The 13,904-nt window shown below is 59.7% G+C and carries 13 protein-coding genes; 10 read left to right on the top strand and 3 right to left on the bottom strand.

Going from position 1 to position 13,904, the window contains the following annotated elements; translation table 11 throughout:
- The first annotated feature begins 148 nt into the window (after positions 1–148).
- From B5F98_RS02850 to B5F98_RS02825, 6 genes are all read left to right on the top strand, one after another.
- The gene (locus B5F98_RS02850) at positions 149–400 is read left to right on the top strand and encodes a hypothetical protein (protein WP_087369525.1); all 252 of its coding nucleotides are present in this window, start codon (positions 149–151) and stop codon (positions 398–400) included.
- A gap of 154 nt (positions 401–554) precedes the next feature.
- A complete protein-coding gene (polA, locus tag B5F98_RS02845) occupies positions 555–3,218 on the top strand; it encodes a DNA polymerase I (RefSeq protein WP_087369524.1) in 2,664 nt (887 codons plus the stop codon).
- Between the two features lie 17 nt (positions 3,219–3,235).
- Positions 3,236–3,700: a ribosomal protein S18-alanine N-acetyltransferase gene (rimI, locus tag B5F98_RS02840; RefSeq protein ID WP_343219389.1), complete on the top strand. Its 465-nt coding sequence runs from the start codon at positions 3,236–3,238 to the stop codon at positions 3,698–3,700.
- Positions 3,678–4,310 carry a GNAT family N-acetyltransferase gene (locus B5F98_RS02835; RefSeq protein ID WP_087369523.1) on the top strand — a complete coding sequence of 211 codons (633 nt, stop codon included), beginning with the start codon at positions 3,678–3,680 and terminating at the stop codon, positions 4,308–4,310. The genes rimI and B5F98_RS02835 overlap by 23 nt, the downstream gene beginning before the upstream one ends.
- Positions 4,307–5,320 carry a tRNA (adenosine(37)-N6)-threonylcarbamoyltransferase complex transferase subunit TsaD gene (tsaD, locus tag B5F98_RS02830; protein ID WP_087233059.1) on the top strand — a complete coding sequence of 338 codons (1,014 nt, stop codon included), beginning with the start codon at positions 4,307–4,309 and terminating at the stop codon, positions 5,318–5,320. The genes B5F98_RS02835 and tsaD overlap by 4 nt, the downstream gene beginning before the upstream one ends.
- A gap of 205 nt (positions 5,321–5,525) precedes the next feature.
- Positions 5,526–5,807: a DUF6514 family protein gene (locus B5F98_RS02825; RefSeq protein ID WP_087369522.1), complete on the top strand. Its 282-nt coding sequence runs from the start codon at positions 5,526–5,528 to the stop codon at positions 5,805–5,807.
- Between the two features lie 48 nt (positions 5,808–5,855).
- Here the strand turns inward: B5F98_RS02825 and B5F98_RS02820 are convergent, their stop codons facing one another.
- Positions 5,856–6,932 carry a hypothetical protein gene (locus B5F98_RS02820; RefSeq protein ID WP_242961582.1) on the bottom strand — a complete coding sequence of 359 codons (1,077 nt, stop codon included), beginning with the start codon at positions 6,930–6,932 and terminating at the stop codon, positions 5,856–5,858.
- A 178-nt stretch (positions 6,933–7,110) separates the two neighbouring features.
- Between B5F98_RS02820 and B5F98_RS02815 the strand changes: the two genes are divergently transcribed.
- Together B5F98_RS02815 and B5F98_RS02810 are read left to right on the top strand one after the other, a co-directional pair.
- Positions 7,111–7,551, top strand: a complete 441-nt coding sequence (locus B5F98_RS02815; RefSeq protein ID WP_087233065.1) for a LytTR family DNA-binding domain-containing protein — start codon at positions 7,111–7,113, stop codon at positions 7,549–7,551.
- A gap of 9 nt (positions 7,552–7,560) precedes the next feature.
- Complete coding sequence (locus tag B5F98_RS02810; protein ID WP_087369521.1) at positions 7,561–8,028, top strand: DUF3021 domain-containing protein; 468 nt, start codon at positions 7,561–7,563, stop codon at positions 8,026–8,028.
- 88 nt (positions 8,029–8,116) lie between these two features.
- On the opposite strand, the gene B5F98_RS02805 is transcribed toward B5F98_RS02810, so the two are convergent.
- Positions 8,117–8,314: a hypothetical protein gene (locus B5F98_RS02805; RefSeq protein WP_087369520.1), complete on the bottom strand. Its 198-nt coding sequence runs from the start codon at positions 8,312–8,314 to the stop codon at positions 8,117–8,119.
- A gap of 196 nt (positions 8,315–8,510) precedes the next feature.
- Between B5F98_RS02805 and leuS the strand changes: the two genes are divergently transcribed.
- A complete protein-coding gene (gene leuS / locus B5F98_RS02800) occupies positions 8,511–10,949 on the top strand; it encodes a leucine--tRNA ligase (protein WP_206418072.1) in 2,439 nt (812 codons plus the stop codon).
- Positions 10,950–11,343: 394 nt separating this feature from the next.
- Here the strand turns inward: leuS and B5F98_RS02795 are convergent, their stop codons facing one another.
- Positions 11,344–13,332: a transglutaminase domain-containing protein gene (locus tag B5F98_RS02795; RefSeq protein ID WP_087369518.1), complete on the bottom strand. Its 1,989-nt coding sequence runs from the start codon at positions 13,330–13,332 to the stop codon at positions 11,344–11,346.
- A 337-nt stretch (positions 13,333–13,669) separates the two neighbouring features.
- Here B5F98_RS02795 and rpsU point away from each other — a divergent pair, with 337 nt between their 5' ends.
- Positions 13,670–13,852 (top strand): 30S ribosomal protein S21, encoded by a 183-nt coding sequence (gene rpsU / locus B5F98_RS02790; RefSeq protein WP_087233076.1) that lies wholly within the window; start codon positions 13,670–13,672, stop codon positions 13,850–13,852.
- Positions 13,853–13,904: the final 52 nt, after the last annotated feature.

Raw genomic sequence — 13,904 nt, 5'->3', positions numbered from 1 at the left:
AATTATACCACCAACCGGGGAAAAGGGCAACAGAGAAAGTGGGAAAACGGGGGCGGCGTAGAGTCCGGCTCGATTGTTTTTGCATACCAATGGCATAGGGGCTGTGGGCACAGGCCTGGGGCCCCAACGTCATGGAGGAGGAACTGCCATGAATACGCTCAAACAGGTACTCAGTGATAAAAAAGTCTGGGTGGCCCTGGTAGGTTTGGTGGGCGGTATCGCTGTGGCCCTGGGGGTATCGGAGAGCACGGTGGCTACCGTGTCCGGCGGTGCTCTGTCGGTGATCTCGGTGGTCATGTTGGCTGTGATGGGAGTCAAGAAGGCCAAGAGTACGAAACAGACGGCGTCTGACCCAGAGCAACCGGATGCCAACGACCAGGAGTCGGACGGATTGGGATAAGATTGGGAAAACCGGCGGGAGACCGCCGGTTTTTCTTGTCCAAAACAGGAATTTTTCGGGAAAAGGCGTGGGGATTGCCTTGGATGGGGAAGAATGATATAATCAGCTGTTAGTATTACCGCAACACCCCACACCAGGGAAGGAGAGCCACACTATGAAGCTCATGGTCATCGACGGAAACTCCATCGTCAACCGGGCCTTTTACGGGGTCAGTCAGAATCTGTCCACCCGGGAGGGCCTGCCCACCAACGCCATTTTCGGCTTTGTCAACATCCTCTTAAAGCTGCTGGAGGAGGAACAGCCGGAGGGGCTGGCGGTGGCCTTCGATTTGAAGGCGCCCACCTTCCGCCATCTGGCCTATGAGGGCTACAAGGCCCAGCGCAAGGGCATGCCCGAGGAGCTGGCGATGCAGATGCCGGTGCTGAAACGGCTGCTGGACGCCATGAACATCCGCCGCTATGAGCTGGAGGGCTGGGAGGCCGACGATCTGCTGGGCACCATGGCCCGGGTGAACGGGGAGGAGGGCGGCCAGACCGTGGTGGTCACCGGAGACAAGGACTCCTTGCAGCTTATCACCGACTCCACCACCGTCAAGCTGGTGTCCACCCGTATGGGCCGCACCACCACCCGCAACATGACCCCTGAGGTGTTCCGGGAGGAGTACGGCTTCGACCCCATCCATATCATCGACCTCAAGGCCCTCATGGGGGATACCTCGGACAACATCCCCGGGGTCAAGGGCATCGGCGAGAAAACCGCCATGGCCTTGCTGGCCCAGTACCCCTCCATTGACGACCTGTACGCCCACCTGGACACGGTGGAGGTGAAGCCCGCCGCCCGCAAGAAGCTGGTGGAGGGGGAGGGGGACGCCCGGATGAGCTACGACCTGGCCACCATCCGCTGTGAGGCCCCCATGGACTTCCATCCACAGGACACCCTGCGCCAGCCCTTCCACAACGATGAGCTGTACCAGATGCTCTTAGAGCTGGAGTTTTCCAAGCTCATCGACAAGCTGGGGGTGCGGCCCACTTCCACACCGGTCGCCCAAGCTGTGGAAGAAACCCCCGAAATTCGGGTGGAGGGGGTGTACCTCACGGGCGAGGAGCAGCTGGCCCAGGTGCTGCCAAAGTGGGAGAAAGCGGACTTTGTGGTGGTGCTCCCCCTACCCAATCTGGACGGGGTGACGGTGAGCCTCCATGAGGGAGACAAGGGCTGGCTGTACGACGTGCGCAGCAGTCGTTACCAGGGGGATTACCAGGCCTTCTTGGCTCAGCTCTTTGGCCCTGGGGTGAAGAAAGTGGCCCACGGGGTGAAAGAACTGTGCGAGAAGCTGCTGGACGAGGGCGTTCAGGGCCAGGGCTTCGTCTTTGACACCCAGCTGGCCGCCTATCTGCTGGACCCCACCGCAGGCAGCTATGATTTGTCCAAGCTGTCCATGCAGTACCTCAAAAAGGAGCTGGAGGAGTCCAGAGCTTGGCGGGACGAGGAGGCCTTCGGGGCCCTGTCCGACCAGGTGAAAGCCCAGACCGAATGGTATGAAGATAACGCCCTCATCGGGGCCCTCTACGAGAAGCTGGCCCCTCAATTGGACGAGCTTGGGCTGACAAAGCTGCTTCAGGAGATGGAGATCCCCCTGTGCTCTGTGCTGGCCAATATGGAGCGGCGCGGGGTGTTGGTGGACAAGGGTGCCCTGTCCCGATTTGGCGAGATGCTCACCGGGCGCATTGCGGACACCCAGAAGGCCATCTATGAGCAGGCGGGGGAGGAGTTCAACATTCTCTCTCCCAAGCAGCTGGGCCACATTTTATTTGAAAAGCTGGGGCTGCCCCCGGTGAAAAAGACCAAGACCGGGTACTCCACCAACGCTGAGGTGCTGGAGAAGCTGCAATATCAGCACCCCATTGTCTCTCTGGTGCTGGAGTATCGGCAGCTGACCAAGCTCAACTCCACCTATGTGGAGGGCTTGAGCAAGGTCATCGCCCCCGACGGGCGCATCCACACCAGCTTCCAGAACACCGTCACCGCCACCGGGCGGCTGTCCTCCACCGAGCCCAACTTGCAAAATATCCCTGTGCGCACCGCCCTGGGGGCGGAGATGCGCACCATGTTTGTGGCTCGACCGGGCTGGGTGCTGGTGGACGCCGACTACTCCCAGATCGAGCTGCGGCTGCTGGCCCACATGTCCGGGGATGAGGCCATGATTCAGGCCTTCCGGGATGGGGTGGACATCCACACCGTCACCGCCTCCCAGGTCTTTGGGGTGTCTCCGGACCGGGTGACGGCCGACATGCGCCGGGCGGCCAAGGCGGTGAACTTTGGCATCGTCTACGGCATTTCCCCCTTCTCCCTGTCTCAGGATATTCATGTCTCCGTGGCCCAGGCCAAGAGCTATATGGAGAAGTATTTTGCCCACTACGCCGGAGTGCGGGCCTATATGGACGGCGTGGTGGAGCAGGGCAAGAGTCAGGGCTATGTGTCCACCCTATACGGCCGCCGCCGCTGGCTGCCCGAGCTGAAAAGCTCCAACTTCAACACCCGCAGCTTCGGGGAGCGGGTGGCCCTGAACATGCCCATCCAGGGCACCGCCGCCGACATCATCAAGTTGGCCATGATTCGGGTGGAGCACCGCCTGGCCCAAGAGGGGCTCCAGGCCCAGCTGGTGCTCCAGGTCCACGACGAACTCATTGTGGAGTGTCCCCAGGCCGAGGCGGACACCGTGGCCCGGCTCCTCACCCAGGAGATGGAGGGGGTGGCCCAGCTGGCCGTGCCCCTCACTGCCGAGGCCAAGGTGGGCCAGACCTGGGCCGAGGCCCACTAAACAGGAGGTAGAACCACGTGAAGTATACACTGACCCCCATGACCGCCGAGCTCATCCCCCAGATTGCAGCCCTGGAGCGGGCCTGCTTCTCCCACCCCTGGACGGAGGAGATGCTGCAACGGGAGCTGTGGAACGAGGCCGCCGTCATCATCGTGGCCCTGCGGGAGGACGGCGTGGTGTTGGGCTACGCCGGCTTGCAGACGGTGCTGGACGAGGGGTATATCAATAATGTGGCGGTGGCCGCCAACGTCCGCCGCCAGGGCATTGCCGACGAGCTTATCGCCGCCTTTGTCCGATTTGGTCAGGCCAAGCTGGCCTTCTTGACCTTGGAGGTGCGGGCCTCTAACACCCCTGCCATCGCCCTCTATATGAAACACGGCTTTGCCCAGGTGGGGCGGCGAAGAGGGTACTACGACGATCCCAAAGAGGACGCCATTTTGATGACACTGGAGTTTGAACATGGAACTGAAAGCGCTCAATGAGAAGGAACTGGCCTCCCTGTACCGGGAGGAGATGGAATATGACTTTCCCCAAAGCGAGCTCAAGCCCCTGGGGGCCATGCTGCGGCTGTTAGAGCTGGGGCAGTACGACCCCTTGGTGGCCACGGAGAACGGGGAGACGGTGGGCTACGCCATGGTGTGGCTGTCCAAGGACCGAAAAGGGGTACTGTTGGACTACCTGGGCGTGCTGCGGGGCAAGCGCAACGGCGGCACGGGGGGAAAGATTCTCGCCCTGCTGTTGGAGCGATACGGTCACGTCTTCGGAGAGGCGGAGGCTCCCACCAGCGACGACGAGGAGGAGAACCAGCTGCGCCGCCGCCGAATTGGCTTCTATCAGCGCAACGGCTTCCGGGTGTTGGACTATGGGTGCGCCCTCTTCGGAGTGCATTTCAAGTGCCTGTACGGCGGACCGGAGACGGATGACCGGGTGGTAGAGAAGCTGCACCGCAAGGTCTACGCCGACTACTTCTCTCCCGCCCATATGCACCAATATATTCAACTGCCCCTTTCCCCTGGCGAGGACATTCACCCTGCCCAGGCCTGGACGGAGGAGCATAATCCCACGGAATATGAGAGAAAGGTGATTTCATGAAAATTTTAGCCTTTGAATCCTCCTGTGACGAGACCGCCGCCGCCGTGATGGAGGATGGCCGCACCATCCTGTCCTCGGTGATTGCCTCCTCGGCGGACATGCACGCCATTTACGGCGGCGTGGTGCCGGAGATTGCCTCCCGCAAGCATGTGGAGGCCATTTCCGGCCTGGCCGACGAGGCTCTGCGCCAGGCTGGGGTGGACAAGTCGGAGATTGACGCCGTGGCCGTGACCCACGCACCCGGCCTCATCGGGGCTTTGCTGGTGGGGGTATCCTTTGCCAAGTCGGTGGCCTACGGCCTGGGGGTGCCCCTCATCCCTGTGCACCACGTCCGGGGCCACATCGCCGCAAACTACATCGCCCACGCCGATTTGGAGCCGCCCTTTTTGTGCCTGTGCGTCTCAGGCGGCACCACTGCCCTGGTGGATGTGAAGGACTACACCCACTTTGAGGTGCTGGGCGGTACCCGGGACGACGCGGCGGGGGAGTGCTTTGACAAGATCGCCCGGGTATTAGGGCTGGGCTACCCCGGCGGCGGACCCATGGACAAAATGGCCCAGGGGGGCAACGACAAGGCCTACACTTTCCCCCGGGCCCACGTGGCGGACCACCCCCTGGATATGTCCTTCTCGGGTCTGAAGACGGCGGTGCTCAACACCGTCCACAACGCCCAGCAGAAGGGGGAGAAGTTGGACCTCCACGACCTGGCCGCCTCCTTTGCCGCCGCGGTGTCCGACACCCTGGTGCCCCGCACCATGGAGGCCAACCGGATGTTGGGCTACAACAAGATCGCCGTGGCCGGCGGCGTAGCCGCCAACAGCCGCATCCGGGCGGATTTGCAGCGGGAGTGCGAGAAGGTGGGGGCCAAGCTGTGGCTGCCGCCCCTGTCCCTGTGCGGAGACAATGCAGCAATGATTGGATGCCAGGGGTACTATGAGTACCAGGCTGGCAACACCGCAGGCTGGGACCTGAACGCCAAGGCCAGCCTGGATATCTCCAAGGACCGCTGAGACTTCCACAGAGATTGTGCAAAATGTAGAAAATTCGCCGGATATTTTTGGCACATCCCCAGTGTGGGTTTAGAAGCGCTGGTTTTTCCCCCATATCTTGTGGACCTGTCGAATGGGGTCGAAATTCACGAACGGTTTTCCTTGCATTTCCAACGTTCTGCCTTATACTGTCTCTCAGAGAGAGGAAAGGAGAGGAAGGAAAACATTGGAAACCGGCGAGCTGTTTTTGGAAACCCTGCATGTGAAAGACGAGGCAGGGGTGGAGCGTAGCTTTGACTACTACATTTTGCTGGAGCACCTGGAGCTGGAGGGCTACTCCGGCGAGAGCTACGGGGTCAAGATTGAGGAGAAGGAGACCGGAGAGGTGGCGATAGCCCCCGATGTGACCTGCCGCTCCTCGGTGATCTATCAGCTGGCCCAGACCTTGCTGCTGCACCAGGTGACCCCGTGCACCTTGGTGGACGTCATACAGGACTGGCTTTCATAAAAATTGCGTTCTCCGCGGGGAGAACGCAATTTTTTTATGCCTTGATGGTCACTGGGGCAGGGAGAAGATCTCCTGGGCTACCTGGTCGGCAGTTTGATACACCCCCTCAAAGTCCACGTGGGGATTATACAGAGCTTCCAGATTGTCATGGGCGGCTTTGGCCTGGCGCAGGCCGTCAATGGACTGATCCACCAGGGCCTGGGCCACCTTTTGGGCAAAGCGCAGCCGGGGACGGCTGGAGCGGTATACCTCCCGGTCCACCATGGCGTCCAGGCGCAGGCGGCGGTAGGGATGGTGGGGCCAGGGCGCAGCGGCGTTGGAGGTGACAAAGGCCAGGGACAGGTCGGGGAAGATGAGATGGGCCAGGCGTTGGGGGGCCATGGGGTCCGGGCAGGCCACCACCTGGTGCCCGGTGGCCAGTCCGGCGGCCAGGATAGGGGCCAGCAGGTCATGGGCCAGGCCGTAGCTGTCCCACAGCTCATACACCCGTCCGGCTTGGGTCTCCACGGTCTCCCACAGGGTGACACTGCCCTGATAGGTGACGGCGGAGAGAAACCCTTGGTGTTCCACGCCGGGGGCGGCGGCCAGGGGCTTTAACTCCCGGAGGATGATACCCCGGGCCCGCCGGGCCAGCTTTTGGGTGAGCAGGTCGGAGGTGACCCGGTCGTGGACGTCCTCCAGCAGCTCCCCGGCGGCGCCCAAACAGCGGTACACCCGCTTATAGCAGGCAGAGCAGGCCTGCCCGGCGGCGATGATGTCCCCTTTGATGGGTTGCAACCCCTCCCAGGAGTAGAAGCGGCTCAAATCCACATACCGTTCCACCGCTCCCGCGCAGGCGGGCTCCACCACGTGAGGGGCGGTGCCGTCCACAACCGCTACCCCCAGCTGTGGAAGAATCACAGCGTCCAGGGAGTCGGGGTCACCGGAGCAGGGAATTTCGATTACCTCATGTCCGGCGGCCTGGGCGTGGCGTCCCACCCGGCGCATGAGGGAGGATTTTCCGCACCCCGCCCCGCCCTTTAAGATGTACACCGCCCGGTGGCTCTCCGGGTCAGACAGCTGGTGGTACAGGGAAGAAAAGCCCAAAGGGGTGTTGCCACCCAGGAAATATTGAACATTCGGCATTGGTCAGGCCTCCTCGGCAAAAAAGTTACAACTCAACCTATGCCAGAGAAAGGAGAGAGGTGAGAGTGAGGAGGGGCCGACCAACCACTTATGGGGCAAAACCGACCAATGGTAGAAAAACAGTGGAAATATCTTCTGGGATTCCTTATACTAGCCTCAACCAGGGAGGTGATAGAGCATGCAGGTAGAAATCAAACTGGACCCCAACTGTGAACAGACTCGCGTTGTGGTGGTGACAGCCCAGGTGGATGAGCAAATCTATGACCTGGTACAGCAGCTGTCTCAGCAGTCGCCCGCCATTTTGTCCGGCTTTCGCGGAGAGGAGGCGGAGATTTTGGACCCGTCCCAGCTTCTGCGAGTGTATGCCTCGGACGGGAAGGTGATGGCAGTGACCACGAGGGGAGAATACCTGTTGAAAATGCGGCTGTACGAGGTGGAGAAACGGCTGGACAAACGAAGCTTTGTGCGCATCTCCCACTCGGAAATCATCAATCTAAAGCAAGTGAAGAAATTTGATTTGAGCTATACCGGCACCATATGCGTCTGCTTTCTGGATGGGAGCACCTCCTATGTCTCCCGAAGAAATGTGGCAAAAATCAAAGAAGTATTGGGATTGTGAGGGATGAATATGAAACGAATGGCATGGGTTCGCTGCCTGTTGGGGGCGTGTTTGGGGATCAGCATCAGCACGGTAATCGCCATTGTGGTGTCGGCCATGTTGGGGGATGGGACCTATTATGCCGTCCATCCGCAGCTGATTCAGGATATGGGATCGGAGCTGGCTGCCGTGGTGCTCCAAACCGGGGTATCTGTTTTGTATGGGGCTGCCTGGGGAGGGGCCTCCCTGATTTGGGAACGGGAGGACTGGAGCCTCACGCGCCAGACTCTGACCCATTTGGTGATTTGTTCCCTGGCCACCTTCCCTGTGGCGTATGTGATGCGTTGGATGGGTCGGGATGTGATGGGAGTGGTGAGCTACTTCGCCATCTTCCTGGCCGTTTACGCGGGGGTGTGGGGGTTCCAATTTGCCCGCATGAAACGGCGCATTGCCTGCATCAACCGCTGCATGCAGCAGTGGGGGAGCGGGGCAGAATGATACCGGATCTGGATAAAATCTGAAACGGAGATGAAAACAGCGCAGCGCCCCTGGAAAACAGGGGGCTGCGCTGTTGGCGGGAAAGGGTTCAGCGGCGGTCCAGACGAGAGAGAATGATGGCTGTGCAGATACCAACCACCACACAGATGACAAAGGTGCAGAACAAGATCTCCCCGGCCACCAGTTCATTGGTGAAAAAGGGGAAAAAGTTAAGCATTGCCCCGGCATAAAGTACAACAAACACACCCACAGCCAACCAAAGGACAAACTTTACAGGTTTCTTCACGATGTTACCCTCCTTGCCTTTCTCATGGTAACAGAATTGTATCATAGCGCCCGGGAAATCACAATGGAAGGGGACGGAAGAGACTTGCAAGAAGCGGTTGAAAACAGCTGGAAAATACGGTATAATCAAAGGACTGTGAAACTTCTCCCCCTCTGGGGAGGTCCAATATTACTCTTGGGAGCCCAGCTCCCGTGGAATGGAAGTGTGGAAGTTGAAGTACGATTTTGCCAACATCGAGCCCAAATGGCAGAAGAAGTGGGAGGAAGCTAAGGTCTATGCCGCCCACGACAACAGCGACAAAAAGAAGTTTTATGGCCTGGTGGAGTTCCCCTACCCCTCCGGCCAGGGCCTGCACGTGGGCCATCCCCGGCCCTATACCGCCATGGACATCGTCTGCCGCAAAAAGCGCATGGACGGCTACAATGTCCTCTTCCCCATGGGTTTTGACGCCTTCGGTCTGCCCACCGAGAACTACGCCATCAAAAACCACATTCACCCCGCCAAGGTGACCCATGACAACATCCAGAACTTCACCAGCCAGCTGAAAATGCTGGGCTTTGGCTTTGACTGGGACCGGGTCATCGACACCACTGACCCCAAGTACTACAAGTGGACCCAGTGGATTTTCCTCCAGCTGTACAAGCACGGCCTGGCCTACAAGGCCACCATGCCCGTGAACTGGTGCACCTCCTGTAAGTGCGTGCTGGCCAACGAGGAAGTGGTGGACGGCGTGTGCGAGCGCTGCGGCGCCCCCGTCATCCGCAAGGAGAAGAGCCAGTGGATGCTGAAGATCACCGAGTACGCCCAGCGTCTCATTGACGACCTGGACGAGGTGGACTTCATCGAGCGGGTGAAGACCCAGCAGCGCAACTGGATCGGCCGCTCCACCGGTGCGGAGGTCACCTTCCACTCCACCAACGGCGACCCCATTGTGGTGTTCACCACCCGCCCCGACACCCTATTCGGCGCCACCTACATGGTGCTGGCCCCCGAGCACGCCCTGGTGGCCGAATGGAAGGAGAAGGGCCTTCTGAAGAACGTGGAGGACGTGGAGGCCTATCAGCGGGCCGCCGCTGCCAAGTCCGACTTGGAGCGCGCCGAGCTCAATAAGGAAAAGACCGGCGTGAAGCTGGACGGCGTGGCTGGCATCAACCCCGTCAACGGCAAGGAGATCCCCATCTTCATCTCCGATTATGTTCTCTCTACCTACGGCACCGGCGCCATTATGGCTGTGCCTGCCCACGACGACCGCGACTGGGCCTTTGCCAAGAAGTTCGGCTGTGAGATTATCGAGGTGGTGTCCGGCGGCGAGGACGTACAGAAGGCCGCCTTTACCGCCAAGGACGAGACCGGCATCATGGTCAACTCCGACTTCCTCAACGGCCTGACCGTCAAGGACGCCATCCCCGCCATCACCAAGTGGCTGGAGGAGAAGGGCATTGGCGAGGCCAAGGTCAACTACAAGCTCCGTGACTGGGTGTTCTCCCGTCAGCGTTACTGGGGCGAGCCCATCCCCATGGTGTGGTGTGACAAGTGCGGCTGGGAGCCTCTGCCCGAGGACCAGCTGCCCCTGCTGCTGCCCGACGTGGACAGCTACGAGCCCACCGACGACGGCGAGTCCCCTCTGTCCAAGATGACCGACTGGGTCAACACCACCTGTCCCAAGTGCGGTGGTCCCGCCCGTCGGGAAACCGACACCATGCCCCAGTGGGCTGGCTCCAGCTGGTACTACCTGCGCTATATGGACCCCCACAACGACAAGGCCCTGGCCTCCAAGGAGGCTCTGGACTACTGGTCCCCTGTGGACTGGTACAACGGCGGTATGGAGCACACCACCCTGCACCTGCTCTACTCCCGTTTCTGGCACAAGTTCCTCTACGACATCGGCGTGGTGCCCACCAAGGAGCCCTATCAGAAGCGCACCAGCCACGGCATGATTCTGGGCGAGGGCGGCGAGAAGATGTCCAAGTCCCGGGGCAATGTGGTCAACCCCAACGACATCGTGGCCCAGTACGGCGCCGACACCCTGCGCCTGTATATCATGTTCATCGGCGACTTCGAGCAGGCCGCTGTGTGGTCGGACAACGCCGTGAAGGGCTGTAAGCGCTTCCTGGACAAGGTGTGGAACCTGGCCGAGAGCTGCAAGGACGACGAGAACCAGTCCGAGGCCAACGCCGCCTCCCTGCACAAGTGCATCAAGAAGGTGGCCGACGACATCGAGGGCATGAAGTTCAACACTGCCATTGCCGCCATGATGAGCCTGGTCAACGAGTTTGGCCAGAACGGCTGCACCAAGGGCGACATGAAGGCCCTCATCACCATGCTGTCCCCCTTCGCTCCCCACATCGCCGAGGAGCTGTGGGAGATGCTGGGCTACGGCGCTCTGGGCTTTGTCTGCCAGCAGCCCTGGCCTGAGTACGACGAGAGCAAGACCGTGGCCTCCGTCCTGAACCTGGTGGTGCAGGTCAACGGCAAGGTGCGTGCCAACATCCAGGTGCCCGCTGACGCCGACAACGACGCCATTGTGGCTGCCGCCCAGGCCGACGAGAAGGTCCAGAAGTTCACCCAGGGCATGAACCTGGTGAAGTCCATTGTGGTGCCTGGCCGTCTGGTGAACCTCATCGTCAAACCCTGATTGAAGTGAAGAAACAGAGCGCAATGGTGCTCTGTATGAAAAAGGAGACACTCACGACCTGTGAGTGTCTCCTTTCAGACTGTCAAAAAACCTCATGTGCATGCAAGAAGGATACATTTTCTTGCATCATCAAAAAGCCCTCGGTAGAGTTTTCCCGCCCGGGGGCGGGAAAATAAATTAAAATCTGTTTTTTCCGGGGACATGCGCATCGGAAAAAACACTTCTCAGCCCGCCAGTGTGGAATCGGGTCGCCCTTTGACCCGATTATGCATGAAGCGGGCTGCAACTTTTCGAAAAAATGCTGGCATTTTTGAGAAGCGTGTCGAACTTCGACACGCTGAAAGGCCGGGACAAGGTGGCTTGTCCCGGCCTGGTGTTGTGTAGCGAAATGGGATTACCCGTTGCGGCGCTTCCGGGTCATGGCCAGTCCGCCCAGAGCGGTGGCGCTGGTGAGCAGAACGCCCACCATAGCGGTCAGCTGGCTGGCGTCCCCAGTCTGGGGCACCTGCTCCGGCTTCTGGGTGGCCTGAGGCTTGTCGGTGGCCTCGGGGGTCTGGCTGGCCTCGGGCTTCTCGCTCTCCTGGGGCTGCTGAGCGGTGAGGCCCTCCATGGCGGCGGCCAGGCGGGCGGCAGCGGCGTCCACGGTGTCCTGGTCGTCTACGCTGATGGTCTCGTCTGCCATCAGGGTTTGCACCGTAGCCAGGGCGGCCTGGAACTCTGCCACGCTTTCGGCGGTGTAGCCCTCCAGGTCCATGTTCTCAGCCTTGCCCAGAAGTTCCTCCAGGTTCTCCTTGTTGGCCTTGAGCCGCTGGGCCAGAATGGCATTCAGCAGGTTGTCGGCCACGGGCTGGATGTCCTCGTCCAGAGCGTCCCCGTTGTCCATCATGGCATGGGCCTCCTCCAGGGCGGTCTCCAGCATGCCCCAGTACTGGGGCACATACTTGCCTTCCACCATGCTCTCGGCCTTGGTGATGAGCTGCTCCAGGGTGCTCTTATCCCCCTGGGTGATGCCCAGGCCCCAAATGCCCTCCAGCAGAGCGTCCCAAGCGGCGTTGACCTCCTCCTGGGTGGGGTTCTCCTTGGCCAGCACCGCCTGGGCATTGGCCAGCGCCTGCTCAAAGGCCTTTTTGGCAGAGGTGGTGACGCCGTCGGTGGACAGGGTCAGGGCATACGCCACGGTCTTTTCCAGCAGGGTGGTGTCCACATCTCCCGGCGGGGTGGGAGTCTGGGGGAACTGGTCCATATCCTTGAGGGTCAGGCCGTTGGCGGTGGCGTATTGGGCAGCGGCACTGCCTGCCTGGGCGTAGATGGTGACGTCCTTGCTGTGGAACAGGTCCTTACCCAGCAGGGTCACCGACGGGGGAATGAGAATGTCTTTGAGGGCGGCATTTTCCCGGAACACGCACTCACCCAAGGTGGTCACAGTGTCGGGAATCTGGAACTGGGTGCGGGTGGCGGCGGCAGGGTAGACCAAGAGCTCTTTGATATCGTTGTCATAGAGTACCCCGTCCTGAGCGGTGAAGTAGGGGTTGTCCTGGTCCACCGTGATCTGGGTCAGGCTGGAGAAGGAGTCAAAGGCGTAGTCGATGTTGTCAATGTTTTTCAGGGTTTCGGGGAAGGAAATGCTCTGAATCTTGTCGGCGGCCTCATCATTGAACAGCTTGGGAGCCAGGGCGGTGGTGGGGACGTCGTAGAAGGTGTCGGGGATATCCCAGTGGGTCTCGCTGCCCAGGTAGTCGCACACCGCCACGCCGTTGTGATAGGTAAAGGCGTAGTCGCCTACGGTCTGGTACAGGCTGTCACTGAAATAGGGCTTGTGGTCTTTGCTGAAGGTGTCCACATCGTCATAGATGGCACCCCAGGTGGAGTCCACAAAAATCCACCCATCCTCCACATAGGCCATATTCCAGGCGTGGCCGCCATAGGCGGAGTCGCCGTTGACCAGGATGCAGGGGATCTCCAGATAGGAGAGCATGGCCTTGGTCAGGTTGGAATAGGCCTGGCAGATGCCCTCCCCTTCAATAAAGGCGGTGTAGGCGTTTTGGTCTTTGACGCTGTTGTCGTAGTCGTAGGCGATGTGCTTGTTGACCCAATCTTTGATGGCAACAACCTTTTCGTAGTCGCTGGACTTGTCCTGGGTGACCTCCACAGCCTTGGCACCGATCTCCTCAAACTGCGGTTGAGTGATGATGATGTCATCGTGGGCCACATAGGTCTCAGGGTTGGTCTGCTCCAGCATGGCCACCAGCTCCTGGTTGGAGCCTTTAATGTGGGCTAAGTCCATTCCTCTGCTCTGGGCAAAGCTGATGCCAGTGCCGCCCAGCCCCAAGGCCAGAACACCGGCCATACAGCCAGCTACAAGTTGTCTTCCGTGCAATTTCATATCAATCTCATTTCCTTTCTCTCAAGGGTGTGTCAATTGTACCATGAAGTGGAAGTGTGCGCAATACACAAGAAAAGCAGGGGGACCAAGGGGTAAATTGGGAAAATGTGAAATGAAGCCAAAAGATACCCAGAGGGGAAGAGAATCCAGAGAAGGGGCACAGAGAGGGACCAAATGTGAGGTGTAGAAGAGGGAAGAAGAGAGAAAAAATTTTTTATATAAAAATCTAGTTGACAATGGGCTGGATTTTTCATATAATACCACTGTTAAAGCCATACGAAATGGCCCTTAAAGCATCCTGGATGAAGCCGGATGCCTCGGAGGGAGGGAAATATAGATGTCCGAAATTCATGTCCGTGAGGGCGAGTCTCTGGAGAACGCTCTGAAGCGCTTCAAGCGTAGCTGCGCCAAGTCCGGCGTGCTGGCCGAGGTGCGTAAGCGCGAGTTCTATGACAGCCCCAGCGTCAAGCGCCGCAAGAAGAGCGAGGCCGCTCGTAAGAACCGCAAGAAGTACTATTGATGAATCAAACACCCGCCACCTGGGAACAGGTGGCGGGTGTTTCGCATTTCGA

This window comes from Pseudoflavonifractor sp. An44 (assembly GCF_002161675.1).
Taxonomy (GTDB): Bacteria; Bacillota; Clostridia; order Oscillospirales; family Oscillospiraceae; genus Enterenecus; species Enterenecus faecium.
Note: the sequence above shows the minus strand (reverse complement) of the source record. Positions and strands in the feature narration are given on the sequence as shown.

What these genes read in the sequence shown, in the direction of transcription:
- polA (WP_087369524.1), top strand. Translation starts at nt 555, where the DNA reads ATGAAGCTCATGGTCATCGACGGAAACTCCATCGTCAACCGGGCCTTT.
- B5F98_RS02815 (WP_087233065.1), top strand. Translation starts at nt 7,111, where the DNA reads ATGCAGGTAGAAATCAAACTGGACCCCAACTGTGAACAGACTCGCGTT.
- B5F98_RS02850 (WP_087369525.1), top strand. Translation starts at nt 149, where the DNA reads ATGAATACGCTCAAACAGGTACTCAGTGATAAAAAAGTCTGGGTGGCC.
- tsaD (WP_087233059.1), top strand. Translation starts at nt 4,307, where the DNA reads ATGAAAATTTTAGCCTTTGAATCCTCCTGTGACGAGACCGCCGCCGCC.
- B5F98_RS02795 (WP_087369518.1), bottom strand. Translation starts at nt 13,332, where the DNA reads ATGAAATTGCACGGAAGACAACTTGTAGCTGGCTGTATGGCCGGTGTT.
- rpsU (WP_087233076.1), top strand. Translation starts at nt 13,670, where the DNA reads ATGTCCGAAATTCATGTCCGTGAGGGCGAGTCTCTGGAGAACGCTCTG.
- B5F98_RS02835 (WP_087369523.1), top strand. Translation starts at nt 3,678, where the DNA reads ATGGAACTGAAAGCGCTCAATGAGAAGGAACTGGCCTCCCTGTACCGG.
- B5F98_RS02820 (WP_242961582.1), bottom strand. Translation starts at nt 6,932, where the DNA reads ATGCCGAATGTTCAATATTTCCTGGGTGGCAACACCCCTTTGGGCTTT.
- B5F98_RS02810 (WP_087369521.1), top strand. Translation starts at nt 7,561, where the DNA reads ATGAAACGAATGGCATGGGTTCGCTGCCTGTTGGGGGCGTGTTTGGGG.
- leuS (WP_206418072.1), top strand. Translation starts at nt 8,511, where the DNA reads ATGGAAGTGTGGAAGTTGAAGTACGATTTTGCCAACATCGAGCCCAAA.